Annotated in this window: 10 protein-coding genes and 2 pseudogenes; 6 read left to right on the top strand and 6 right to left on the bottom strand. The window is 66.5% G+C overall.

Features of this window, described 5'->3' with window-relative positions; genetic code table 11:
- Positions 1-198 precede the first annotated feature (198 nt).
- The 3 genes from minE to minC are packed head-to-tail and all read right to left on the bottom strand — an operon-like array spanning position 199 to position 2,071.
- Positions 199-477 carry a cell division topological specificity factor MinE gene (gene minE, locus RAH32_RS14200; RefSeq protein WP_306608604.1) on the bottom strand — a complete coding sequence of 93 codons (279 nt, stop codon included), beginning with the start codon at positions 475-477 and terminating at the stop codon, positions 199-201.
- Positions 474-1,322: a septum site-determining protein MinD gene (gene minD / locus RAH32_RS14195; RefSeq protein WP_306608603.1), complete on the bottom strand. Its 849-nt coding sequence runs from the start codon at positions 1,320-1,322 to the stop codon at positions 474-476. The genes minE and minD overlap by 4 nt, the downstream gene beginning before the upstream one ends.
- The gene (minC, locus tag RAH32_RS14190) at positions 1,319-2,071 is read right to left on the bottom strand and encodes a septum site-determining protein MinC (protein WP_306608602.1); all 753 of its coding nucleotides are present in this window, start codon (positions 2,069-2,071) and stop codon (positions 1,319-1,321) included. The genes minD and minC overlap by 4 nt, the downstream gene beginning before the upstream one ends.
- Before the next feature lie 305 nt (positions 2,072-2,376).
- On the opposite strand from minC, the pseudogene RAH32_RS14185 reads away from it, so the two are divergent.
- Positions 2,377-3,240 (top strand): annotated as a pseudogene (locus tag RAH32_RS14185) (alanine/glycine:cation symporter family protein).
- Between the two features lie 490 nt (positions 3,241-3,730).
- Here the strand turns inward: RAH32_RS14185 and RAH32_RS14180 are convergent.
- Positions 3,731-4,981, bottom strand: a complete 1,251-nt coding sequence (locus RAH32_RS14180) for a dihydrolipoamide acetyltransferase family protein (protein ID WP_306608601.1) — start codon at positions 4,979-4,981, stop codon at positions 3,731-3,733.
- A gap of 1 nt (position 4,982) precedes the next feature.
- Positions 4,983-7,061 carry an alpha-ketoacid dehydrogenase subunit alpha/beta gene (locus RAH32_RS14175; RefSeq protein WP_306608600.1) on the bottom strand — a complete coding sequence of 693 codons (2,079 nt, stop codon included), beginning with the start codon at positions 7,059-7,061 and terminating at the stop codon, positions 4,983-4,985.
- A gap of 117 nt (positions 7,062-7,178) precedes the next feature.
- Between RAH32_RS14175 and RAH32_RS14170 the strand changes: the two genes are divergently transcribed.
- From RAH32_RS14170 to fahA, 3 genes and pseudogenes are all read left to right on the top strand, one after another.
- The gene (locus RAH32_RS14170; protein ID WP_306608599.1) at positions 7,179-7,649 is read left to right on the top strand and encodes an Lrp/AsnC family transcriptional regulator; all 471 of its coding nucleotides are present in this window, start codon (positions 7,179-7,181) and stop codon (positions 7,647-7,649) included.
- Positions 7,650-7,653: 4 nt separating this feature from the next.
- Positions 7,654-8,046 (top strand): annotated as a pseudogene (locus RAH32_RS14165) (homogentisate 1,2-dioxygenase domain-containing protein); the annotation flags it as partial.
- 63 nt (positions 8,047-8,109) lie between these two features.
- The gene (gene fahA, locus RAH32_RS14160) at positions 8,110-9,315 is read left to right on the top strand and encodes a fumarylacetoacetase (protein ID WP_306608598.1); all 1,206 of its coding nucleotides are present in this window, start codon (positions 8,110-8,112) and stop codon (positions 9,313-9,315) included.
- 25 nt (positions 9,316-9,340) lie between these two features.
- On the opposite strand, the gene RAH32_RS14155 is transcribed toward fahA, so the two are convergent.
- Positions 9,341-9,889 carry a cytochrome b gene (locus tag RAH32_RS14155; protein WP_306608597.1) on the bottom strand — a complete coding sequence of 183 codons (549 nt, stop codon included), beginning with the start codon at positions 9,887-9,889 and terminating at the stop codon, positions 9,341-9,343.
- Between the two features lie 93 nt (positions 9,890-9,982).
- On the opposite strand from RAH32_RS14155, the gene RAH32_RS14150 reads away from it, so the two are divergent.
- Together RAH32_RS14150 and RAH32_RS14145 are read left to right on the top strand one after the other, a co-directional pair.
- Positions 9,983-10,717, top strand: a complete 735-nt coding sequence (locus RAH32_RS14150; protein ID WP_306608596.1) for a CDP-alcohol phosphatidyltransferase family protein — start codon at positions 9,983-9,985, stop codon at positions 10,715-10,717.
- On the top strand, positions 10,714-12,261 hold the full coding sequence (locus tag RAH32_RS14145) for a sulfatase-like hydrolase/transferase (RefSeq protein WP_306608595.1): 1,548 nt from the start codon (positions 10,714-10,716) through the stop codon (positions 12,259-12,261). The genes RAH32_RS14150 and RAH32_RS14145 overlap by 4 nt, the downstream gene beginning before the upstream one ends.
- Positions 12,262-12,331 lie beyond the last annotated feature (70 nt).

Here is a 12,331-nt window from a genome sequence, read left to right as displayed (position 1 = left end):
ACGGTGGGGCGGCCTTACGGCACATGGCGCGATTGGATGATGGGACACGCCCAGGAAACACGATTTTCTTAGGTGCTGCGAAACCGCGATGCGGTTGCTGCGTCCCGTTGACAGGCGCCAACTTTCAATCCGGCAATTCTTCGAAAGCCTGCCGAGGCAGGGCAGCCCTGCCGCCATCACGCGGCAAGGCCTTGGGCGTCAAACCGGTTTGCGCGGGGGGGCCGCGCCGTGCAGTTCGATGTTGATCTCGAGACTGGACATCTGGTCGCCGCGCTCCATGCGGACATCGACATCCTGTTCCCCGATCGGGACATACTTGCGGATCGCCGCGATGATGTCGCGTTGCAGCATCGGCAGGTAATCCGCCTCGGCGGTGCCGCTGCTGCGTTCATGCGCAAGAAGGATTTGCAGCCGGTCCTTTGCGGTCTGGGCTGTCTGGGTCGGGCGCGGCTTGCGGACAAAGCTGAACAGGTTCATGACGCACGCTTGAACAGACGCTGGAACAGGCCGGGGCGGCGTTCGCCCTGGATGCGCATCTCGACCTGGGTGCCGGTCAGCCGGGACACGGCATCCTCGTAGGCGCGCGACGCGGCCGAGGGTTCGTCCAGCACGACCGGCGTGCCCACGTTCGAGGCCTTGAGGATCGCCTTGCTTTCCGGGATCACGCCCAGCAGCGGCACCGCCAGGATTTCCAGCACGTCCTCGACCGTCATCATCTCTCCGCTGTCGACACGCGCCTGGTCATAGCGGGTCAGCAGGACCTGGGCCTTGATCGGCTCGGCGCCCTCGGTCTCGGCGCGCTTGGTCTGGCTGCTCAGCAGGCCAAGGACGCGGTCGCTGTCGCGCACGGACGACACCTCGGGGTTGGTGACGACCACGGCCTCGTCGGCGTAATACATCGCCATCTGGGCGCCGCGCTCGATGCCCGCCGGGCTGTCGCAGACGATATAGTCGAACTCGGCCTTCAGCTCGGCCAGGATCTGCTCGACGCCCTCCTTGGTCAGGGCGTCCTTGTCGCGGGTCTGCGAGGTGGGCAGGATGAACAGCGTTTCCAGCCGCTTGTCCTTGATCAGCGCCTGCTTGAGCTTGGCGTCGCCCTGGATGACGTTGATGAAGTCGAAGACCACGCGGCGCTCGCAGCCCATGATCATGTCCAGGTTGCGCAGACCCACGTCGAAGTCGATCACGACCGTCTTGAAGCCCTGCTTGGCAAGCCCGGCCGAGATCGCGGCGGACGAGGTCGTCTTGCCCACGCCCCCCTTGCCCGAGGTGATCACGATGACCCGCCCCAGGGGCGCGTCCTTCTTGGCTTCCGTTGTCATGCGATTACCTCCATGCGAAGTTTCTCGTTCTCCAGGTAAATGTGGGTGCAGCGTTGGCGCGCGGCGTCGTCCAGCGACTCGCTGGTCTGATAAAGACCCGCAATGGCCACCAGTTCGGCGTCCAGGCTTTGACAGAAGATATGCGCGTTCTCGTTGCCGTGGCAGCCCGCCATGGCCCGGCCGCGCAGGATGCCATAGACGTGGATGTTGCCCGCCGCGATCAGTTCCGCCCCCGAGGCCACCGACCCGATCACCGTCAGGTCGCCCTGTTCGGCCACGATCATCTGGCCCGACCGTACGGGCGAGCGGATGACCTTGGTTTCGGCCGGGCGGGGGGGGGCAGCGGCCTGGACCGGATCGCTTTGGCGGGGCAGAGGGGCGTCGCGCCCCGTGTTCACGGCGATCAGGCCCAGATCCCGCAGCGCCGCCGGGTCGAAACCTGCGGCGTTCTGCACGCCGAAGACCTGCAATTCCTGCTGGCGCAGTTTGTCCACCAGGGTCCGGATGCGGCTGGTGTCATGCAGGCCAGGCGCCTGCCCCAGATCCAGAACCACCGGGGCGCCGGAAAAGAACTGTGGCGTCCGGCCCAGCTGCTCCTCCAGCTGCGCGTGGAAACGGTCATCCGCGATCCCACTGTCGATGCGAAGCGTCAGAACGGTCAGGAATCGGCCCCGCACCTGAAATGCGGCCGTCTTTGCCGGCGGCGCGACGGGCCTGGCACGGGCGTATCCATCTGACACGTCGAACACTCTGCTCCTGCTCTGGCGGATCGCGACTCGAGTCGCGCCGCTCTTGTTGAAGGGGGCATTTCCCACGAAGCGCATGCCCTGCGAAAGACGTCCCCGCGCGTGCCGGCAGGATCCTGCCTATGCCCGCCGGGTGTGATTGCCTTGCAGTGGCGGCCATGTTCGCCCACGATCTCTGTCCGGGACGGATGGGTTGAGAATTCAGGGCCGCGCCCTTGTGTTGCGCGCAAAACAGGGACCCTGGCCAAATGGACAAAATCGAAACCTTTCTAGGGACCGTGGGCGGCGTCGTCTAGGGTCCGTTCCCGCTGATCCCTCTGCTTCTGGCGGCGGGGCGGGATCCAGTTCCTGCGGCTAGGCGCCGCGTTGCGGTTGGCCTGATCAGACGCAAGGACAACAATGCCGAAGGCGACATCTCGCAGTTTCAGGCACTGACCACGGCGATGGCCGCCACGGTCGGCACGGGCAACATCGTGGGCGTCGCCACCGCCATCGGCATCGGGAGCCCTGGCGCGCTGTTCTGGATATGGGTGACGGCGCTCTTGGGCATGGCGTCCAAGTATTCCGATGCCTTTCTGGGCGTCCGCTTCCGCACCACCGACACGGCGGGCGAGAAGTCGGGCGGTCCGCAATACTACCTGGAACGCGGCATTCCAGGCGGCTTGGGCCGCATCCTGGCGCTGTCCTTCGCGATCTTCGCGGTCCGCGCGTCGTTCGACATCGGCAACATGACGCAGGGCAATTCCATCGCCTCGAACCTGGGACGCAGCTTCGCCGTGCCGACCTGGGTCACGGGGGCGGTGCTGGCGGGCCTGACGCTGGTGGTGCTGGTGGGTGGCATCAAGTCCATCGGCCGCATCACGGCAGGCTTCGTGCCGGCAATGATCCTGCTCTACGTGCCGGGGGCGCTGTATATCCTGGGCACCAATATCGGCGACGTGCCCGCAGCCTTTGCCCAGGTGTTTTTCTAGGCCTTCACCGCCACTTCGGCCGTGGGTGGGTTCCTGGGATCGGCCATCGCGGCGGCCTTGGCCCAGACGACGCATCCGGTGCGGCAGGGGCTTGCGTCGATGACGCAGACCTTCATCGACACGATCATCGTGGTGTCCTGCACCGGCCTTGCCCGGACACCCTGCGCGACCGGCGGCGGGGCGGATCGCGAAGACCTGTAAGCGGCGGCAGGCCGGGACCTTCATGACCCTGCGCGCCAGCCGCTTCCTGGTGGCGCTGAAGAACGCGGAGAAACGCACCAAGCCGGTCACGGCGCAGATCGCCCCTGCCCCGGCATGCCTGTCAAACCATCAGCTTCGATCGGGGCGCCGGATGTGTCGATCGCTTCCATCTGCAGGCCGGGGTTGCACGCCGACATGGCTCTGCGAGGCCCAGCCGGCGTGGCAGAAAGATGCGCCCGAGAATGCCAACAGGCAATGGCGACAATGGCCAGGCTTCGACACCGATCCGAACAACCCTGTCGCAGGAAGACCTGCGCAAGCCTCAATGCCACGCCCCGCAGCTGCCCCGGCTTTAAGACGCCTGCAGAGGTGGCAAAGCCAGTCCGCCCGGACGCGGCCACGGATCCGAGAAACCCTTCCGACGACCGAGGCCGCATTGGAGTTGTTCAGGCCGGCCTAGCTCGCTCGTGCCGGTTCGACCTTGAGGCTTCTAGTCCTTCCAGCCCTCAAGAGCCGCCACAAAGGCTGTCAACCAGCCATTCGTCTGGTGGCCGTCAAGAACCCGGTGATCGATCGTCAGGGAAACGTAGGCCATCGGACGGACCTGTATTGTATCGACTCCTCCGACCTCTCGAACAACGACACGCTTTTCCAGCTTGCCGATGCCCAGTATGGCCGACTGTGGCTGGTTGATGATGATCGGAGAGGCGAACAGCGATCCCGAGACGCCGTGGTTCGAAATGGTGAATGTGCCATCGCGCATATCCTCGGCGACAAGCTTGCCGTTCCGTGCGCGCTGCGTGACATCCTGCAAGCGGGACGCAACTCCCTTGAGCGACAGATCCTGCACGCGGCGGATGACGGGCACGATCAACCCCTTGTCCCCCAGGGCAGTGCCGATGCCGATATTCACGTCCCCGAAGATTTCCAACCGGTCCGAATGCCAGCGGCTGTTGACCTGCGGCATCGCCTCCATCGCGCGGGCGGCGGCCAGGATGATGTAGGCGGTATAGGAAAGCGATATCCCGTCGGCGGCGAAGGCATCCTTGTTCCGGTTCCGGTGCGCCATGATGGCGCTGAAATCCGCCTCGAAGACGGCGGTGACCTGGGGTGCCTCCGTGACCGACTTGACCATATTGCGGGCGATGGCCAGTCGCATCTGGTCGTGCGGAACGGAAGTTCCTGCCAGACGCGATCCACTCGCCGGCGTTGCCGTGGGGGGTGGCGGCACTTTCGGCTGGGCAACAGCCTCAGGCTCGGGGTGGAGGGCCGGATTCCGCTCGCGCAGTCTGGCGGCGGCGGCATCCACATCGGCGCGTGTCAGGCGTCCGTTGCGCCCGCTGCCTTCCACCTGCTTCGGGTCGATGCCTGTTTCGGCCAGGGCTTTCCGCACGGACGGCGAATGCCAGGCGGTCATGTCGCGGCCTGTCGAACAGGTGCGCGAAGCCTCGGGGGAAAAGGCGGCCTCTGCAGCAGGAGCAGGCTCGGTCAGGTTGGCGGGGTTCGGATCGGCCGCTTCGATCCGGGCAAGGACAGCACCCGGCAGGGCCTTCTGCCCGGCATCGATCAGGATTTCGGCAAGCCGACCCGAGGAAGGCGCCGGAACCTCGACGGAAACCTTGTCGGTTTCCAGTTCAAGCAGGGGATCATCCTTTATCACAAGATCGCCGACTGCTCGCAGCCAGGACGACACGACGGCCTCGGTGCCTTCCTGTTCAAGCGGAACCAGAACATCGACCATCTCAGAACTCCACCAGATCGTTGAGCCTGGCGCGGATTGCCGACACCGATGGGACTGCCCACTCCAGATAGACGGGATTGTGAGGGCTTGGGATGTCCGGCATCGTCAGCCGCTCGACCGGCGCGTCCAGGTCCGTGAATGCCTCGGATGCCACGACGGCAGCGATCTCGGCCCCGAAACCGGCGGTTTGCAGGTCCTCGTGGACGATCAGGCAGCGATGCGTCTTCGCGACCGAGGCCAAGACGGCCGTGCGGTCCCAAGGCACCAGTGTCCGCAGGTCGATGACATCCACCGACATGCCCGCCGCTGCTTCCTGACACCGATCGACAAGCCCACCCCAGGTCACGATCGTGGCCTGCGTCCCCTCGGCGACCAGCCGCGCCTTGCCAAAGGGAATGGCGAAGTCGTTGCCCGGCCACGGCCGCCGCGCCCAGGAATGGTCAAGCATCGCCCGATGTTCGAGGAAGATCACCGGATCGTTGCCCCGGAGCGCAGTCCGCAACAGGCCCACCGCATCTTCGGCATTCGACGGCGAGACGACCTGCCAGCCGGGGCTGTGGATAAAGGCTACCTCGTTGGTCTGGCTGTGCCACGGGTCGCCGCATTTGAAGAAACCCACCGGCATGCGCACCACCATGGGCGCCGCAAAGCGGTTGTTCGTCCGCCAACGCATAGACCCGCAGTCGTTCAGTTGTTCCGTCGCAGGTTCGGCATATTTGCGGAACTGGATCTCGGGAACGGGCAGAAGCCCGGCCAAGGCCATGCCCACGGCACGACCGATGATCCCCTCCTCGGACAGGGAGGTGTCGAAGACCCTGTCGATGCCATACTTCTCCTGAAGGCCAAGAGTAACGGCGTGCACGCCGCCCTTGGGACCAATATCCTCGCCGAAGATCACCATGCGTGGGTTCGACGCCAGTTCCTGATCCAGGACGCGGCGGATGGCCGTCACCATGTTGATGCGCTGACCCTCGGGCTGGGGCTGATCGGTGGCGGGCGGCGGCGTCCAGCCATGTGTCATCAGCCCGCCGACCTGCTGCATCTCCCCTTCATAGAAGACGTGGCGCAGAACCGAGGAGGGGTCGCCGACAGGCCGCGCTTCGGCCGCCTTGCGGGCGGCTTCGGCACGATCGGCGGCAGTCTTCACCGCATTGTCCCAGTCCGCCTGGGTCACCACATGAGGAACCATGTAGGAATGAAGTTTCCCCCAGGGGTCGCGGGCACGTTCTGCCGCAACGACCTTTGCTGACTTGTAGGCCTGGGTGTCCTGGAAGCTGTGCCCCTGCAGGCGCGGCACGGTCAGCCGCAGCATCGCGGGCCCACGCTCCTCGCGCACATGGGCGACGGCTTCCGCGACAAGCTGCGCCGCTTCCCCGGGTTCGGTTCCGTCGCCCGAGAAGATGCGCAAGCCCGGCCACGAGCCGAGGTTGGCCGCGATATTGCCACCCGGCGTCTGCATGGTGGAGGCGACGGAAATGCCAAAGCCGTTGTCCTCGACATAGAACAGCATCGGCAGCTTTTGCGTCGTGGCGATTGTCAACGCCGACCAGAAGCCGTTGGAGGCGACCGATCCATCGCCGCCAAGCACGACCGCGATCGAGCGGCCATGGGCATCGGACTCCAGCACCTTCGCATGATAGTCCAGGGCCTGTGCCCAGCCGGCGGTCGGCGTGTACTGCGCACCGACGCCGCCGCACATGGGCAGGGCCACGGTGCCGTTCCGATTGGGATGATTGAAGACCACACCGATGTCGCGCCCGTCCGAATAGCCGCCGGCCCGGCCCATGGCCGAAGCCAGCGCATCCTCTGGATCCACGCCCAACGCGATCAGCAGGGGCCGCGAACGATAATACCCGCAGACGGCATCGTGCCGCCCGTTCAACTGCATTCCAAGCAGGATCTGGGCCATGTCGTGGCCGCGCGCGGAAAACTGGTAGAGGACTTTTTTCTCGGGAACGAGACGCGTTTCTTCCATCTCGTCCAGGGCGCGGCTCAGCGCCATGTGGCGCAGCACTGTTGTCCAGTCGACATTCACATCCGGCGCGTTCCGAAGCGCAGCGGCCGCTTGCTGTTTCGCCACGGCTTTTCTCCTCCAGCAACAATCCAGGAAGTATCGTCCGGGAGGAATGAAATTGGGTTTCAATCTTCCCACGAAATGTGGTCAGTATGAAATCCATATTTCACCTTCAGGGCCTAGATGAACACCGTGATCCAACTGGATAGAATCGACCGCGAGATCCTGAAGGAACTTCAGGTTGATGCGGAATTGTCCAATCAGGAACTGGCTGAACGGGTCGGCTCCTCCGCGGCCTCCTGCTGGCGCCGGGTCAAGGCCCTGCGGGAGGCAGGCGTGCTTGGTCCCGCCGTGCGCCTGGTCGATCCTGCTCTTCTTGGCCGGGGGCTGGATGTCTTTTGCGAGATCCGCATGAAATCGCAAAATCGGGAAAGCCGCTCCGCCTTCGAGGATTTCATCGCCCTGCAGGAGGATGTCGTTGCCTGCTACTCGATCAGCGGCGACTGGGATTACCTTCTGCATATCGTCGCGCGCGACATGAAGGATTACGAGAGGGTGCTGATGCGTGGCATCCTGAACCACGACGCCATTGCGAATTCATCCTCGAAATTCGTCTTGCGGCGGATCAAGTTCCAGACATCGATCCCGCTTTGACTGCACCGCGAACATCGACTTCGTGCTGTTCCGCGAGCGCTGGATGGTGGCCGAGCATTCCTTCCGCCCGCCCTGGTATCACAAGAACATCATGTCCGAACTGATGGGCAACATCTACGGTATCTACGACGCCAAGCCGCAGGGTTTCGCGCCCGGCGGCATCAGCCTGCACAACTGCATGTTGCCCCACGGCCCCGACCGCGACGCCTTCGAGGGCGCCAGCAATGCCGACCTGAAGCCCCAGAAGCTGGACAACACCATGTCCTTCATGTTCGAAACGCGCTTTCCCCAGCACCTGACCGAATACGCCGCCCGCGAGGCGCCGATGCAGCCTGAATACATGGAGGTCTGGAACCGGCTTGAAAAGAAATTCGACGGCACGCCAGGGCCGAAGTGACAAGCCGGGGGCTGTCTGCCCCCGGACCCCCGAGAATATTTCAGCACAGAAGATGAGAACAGGATGCCGCTGATCCGGTCCTGGGTGGACAGCGCCAATCGGGCGGGCTGCCCCTTTTCCCTGAACAACCTGCCTTATGGCGTCTTCTCGGTGGGGGGCGATGCGCCGCGCTGCGGGGCGGCCATCGGCGACAGGATCGTGGATCTGGCCGCTGCCGAGGCGCAGGGGCTGCTGGATGCGGGCGGCACCTTCGCGCAGGGGCAGTTGAACGGCTTCATGGCGCTTGGCCGGGCCAGGTGGGACGCGGTGCGGGCGCGGCTGACCGAACTGCTGGCCGAGGATGGCGACCGCGCCCTGCCGCTGGTGCCCATGGCGGATGCCACCCTGCACCTGCCGATCCGGGTGACGGAATACACCGACTTCTATGCCTCCCGGAACCACGCCTTCAACGTGGGCCTGCTGTTCCGCGGACCCGAGAACGCCCTGCCGCCGCAATGGACGCACATGCCCATCGGCTATAACGGCCGGGCTTCCTCGGTCGTGGTCTCGGGCACGCCGATCCGGCGGCCCATGGGCCAGCTGAAGGGCGACAGCGGCCCGGTCTGGGCGCCCTGCGCGCGGCTGGACCTGGAACTGGAACTGGGCGCGGTGGTCGGCCAGCCAAGCACCATGGGCTGCCGCGTCAGCGTGGAGGAGGCCGAAGGCATGATCTTCGGCTATGTGCTGCTGAACGACTGGTCGGCGCGTGATGTGCAGGCCTGGGAATACCAGCCGCTGGGGCCGTTCCAGTCCAAGGCCCTGGGCACCACCATCGGTCCCTGGATCGTCACCCAGGCCGCGCTGGAACCGTTCCGCAGCAAGGGCGCCGAACGGGCGAACCCGCTTCTGCCCTATCTGCAGGAAAGCCGTCCTGGCCTTTACGACCTGGAGATCGGCTGGAGCCTGAACGGGCAGGTCATGGCGCGCACGAACTACAACGTGATGTATTACTCCTCGGCCCAGCAACTGGCGCATCACACCTCTTCGGGCTGCCCGATGCGGGTGGGCGACCTGCTGGGATCGGGCACGATCAGCGGCCCAGCCCCCGACCAGACCGGCGCCCTGCTGGAGATGACCCAGGGCGGCAAGACGCCGGTCACGGTGAACGGCCAGGCCCGCACCTTCCTCGAGGACGGCGACGAGGTGGCGCTGTTCGCGACAGCCCAGGGCGACGGATACAGGATCGGCTTCGGCCCCTGCACAGGAACCGTGCTGCCAGCACAGCCGTGAACGGGGGGCCGACTGATGGGGTTCGTCAGCCGCCGCGGACGGGCCACATGCGCGACCAGACACCGTCTCGCCGGATCAGCGCGTGCTGCGCCGCCGCAGCCACATGGATCGCCAGAACCGCGATCAGGGTAAAGGCGCCGACGGCATGGATCCCCTGGGCGATGTCCGCGACCCGTTCGGACTTCGCCAGCCACGGTCCCACGCCCAGGCGGTCCAGAAGCTCGATGGGAAACCCCCCTGCCCGGACGCGGATGAAGCCGCTGATCGGCATCACGACCAGCAGGACATAAAGCAGCGCGTGGGACAGGCGCGCCGCGCCGCGCTGCCAGCCGGGGATCGAGGCGGGCAGCGGCGGCGGCCTGTGGGTCAGGCGATAGGCGATGCGCGCCAGGATCACCGGGACCAGCAGGACGCCGATGTTCTTGTGGAACAGATACAGCGCATCCTGCACCGGACGGGCCAGACCCTCGCGCGTCATGATCAGGCCGGCGGGGATCATCAGCAGCACGGCGACCGCGACGGTCCAGTGGAACCATCGGGCGGGCGGGCGATACCTGGGCGGGTGGTCGGCCATGGCGGCTCCTTTCCGGGGACAGCCTAGCAGAAAATGCGGATTTGGCACAGCCGATGCGCTTGACGGATTTCGGGCTTCGCATAGGCTTCCGACATGCGCGACGCCCCCCAGATCCGGCCGATCCGACCGCTCCGCCCCGGCGGCGTCATTCCCGCGCAGATCGCCCTGACCGCCGCAGGGGGCGCCCTGCTGATCGCCGCATCGGGGACGGTGCTTGCGGGCGATGCGGCCGGGGTGATGGCGGGGATCGCGGCCTATCTTCTGGTCTGCGGGGCCGTGGCGGCGCTGATGGGGCGCAGCTATCCCCACCACCGGATCGGCGGCTGCAATGCGGTGACGCTGCTGCGGGCGGCGCTGACCTGCGCGCTGCTGGCGCCGCTGGTGACGGGACAGACGGCGGGCTGGGCCGTGGCAGGGGTGGCGGGCACGGCCCTGGTCCTTGACGGGGTGGACGGTCACCTGGCGCGGAAAAGCGGCTTCGTGTCCCGCTTCGGCGCCCGCTTCGACATGGAGGTGGACGCGGCGCTCGCCCTGGTCCTGTCCCTGCATGTCATCGCCGGAACCGTCGTCGGCCCCGAGATCCTGGTGCTGGGGCTTGCCCGCTATGGCTTCGTGCTGGCGGGGACGGTCCTGCCCTGGATGCGGGCGGATCTGCCCGATCGCCGCTGGCGCAAGGTGATCTGCGTGGTCCAGATCGCCGCGCTGATCCTGTTGCAACTGCCGGTCCTGACGCCCGACCAGGCGATCTGGCTGGCCCGGATCGCCGCCTTGCTGGTCGTCGCGTCCTTCGCAACCGACATCCGCTGGCTGTGGATGCGGCGGCCATGACGGGCCTGCGGCTGCTGGCGGCGGCCTGCGTCATCCATCTTGTGCTGATCCTGCCCGCCGCGCCCATGCCCGTGGGTCAGGCGCTGCTGCGGATCGCGCCGGAACTGCCGCTGATCCTGCTGGCGCTGCCCCTGCTGGGCCGGGTGGGGCGGGCGGCGGTCTTTCTGGCGCTGTCGGTGCTGGCGGTGCAGAAGATCGCCGATCTTGCGATGACCGCGGCCCTGGGGCGGCCGTTCAACGTCCTGGCCGACATGGCGCTGATCGGCGCGGGGGCGGACCTTTTGGCCCAAACGCTGGGCATGGCGCGGCTTCTGGCGGGATCGGCGGCACTGGCGGTTGCAGTCCTTGCCGCCGGGGCGGCGCTGTGGTGGGCCACGGGCACCTGGTCGCGCCTGGCATGGCGGCCCGCCGGGCGGCTGGCCCTGGTGTCCGTGGCGGCCCTGTCGATTGTCCTGGCGGGGATGGGCCTGGGGTGGACCGGCAACGCCCCCTATACCCTGACCCGGGTCGAGCTTCTGCGCCAGACCGCGCAGGATCTGCGCCAGATCAGGACGCTTGCCGCGCGGGACGATCTGGCCGGGGCGACCGGCCTGCTGGCGGAGATCGACCGCGACGTGCTGGTGATCTTTGTCGAAAGCTATGGCCGCGCCAGTTTCGATGCGCCCTATCACGCCAAAAGGCATCTTGAAACGCTGCGCCGGGCGCAAGGGCGGCTGGCAGAGGCTGGGCTGGCGATGCGGTCGGGGTTCCTGACCGCGCCGACCCAGGGCGGGCAAAGCTGGCTGTCGCACGCGACCTTCGCCAACGGCTTGTGGATCGCGGACCAGACGCGCTATGGCGCGGTCCTGGCCAGCGGGCGGCAGGGGCTGTTCCATCATGCGCGGCGGGCCGGATTCCGCACGGCGGCGGTGATGCCCGCCATCACCCGGCCTTGGCCCGAAGGCGACACCATGGGCTTCGACCGCATCCTTGCGGCGGGCGACCTGGGCTATCGCGGGCAGCCCTTCAACTGGGTGACGATGCCCGACCAGTTCACCCTGGCGGCCACCGACCGACTGCTGCGCGGCACGGGCGGGCCGCATCTGTTCGCGCAGGTGGCGCTGATTTCGTCGCACGCGCCATGGGTGCCGGTGCCGCGTCTTCTGGACTGGGACCGGATGGGCGACGGGACCGTCTTCGATGCCATGGCCCAGACCGGCGACCCGCCCGAGGTGGTCTGGCAAGACCGCAACCGGGTGCGCGCGGCCTATCGCGACGCGGTGGATTACAGCTTGGCCACGGTCATGGACTATGCCCTGCGGCACGCGGACGACCCCCCGCTTCTGATCGTCCTGGGCGATCACCAGGCCGTGCCCTGGGTCGCGCAGGACGATGGACCCGATACGGCCATCCACCTGATCGGCCCCGCCCATCTGGTGGACCGGGCGGCGGACTGGGGCTTCGCGCCCGGTCTGATCCCGCCTTCGGAACAACAGGCCCTGCCCATGGACCGGATGCGCGACCTGATCCTGCGCGGCTTCGGCGGCAAGATGCCGCAATCATGACGGGCTTGCCTGATGCCCTGCGGCCGTCCCATGATGCAGGTGACGCCTTTCCCCTGAACGGAGTTCGCCG

It is taken from the genome of Paracoccus yibinensis, from assembly GCF_030846195.1.
GTDB lineage: Bacteria > Pseudomonadota > Alphaproteobacteria > Rhodobacterales > Rhodobacteraceae > Paracoccus > Paracoccus yibinensis.
This window is presented reverse-complemented; position numbering and strand designations above follow the sequence as displayed.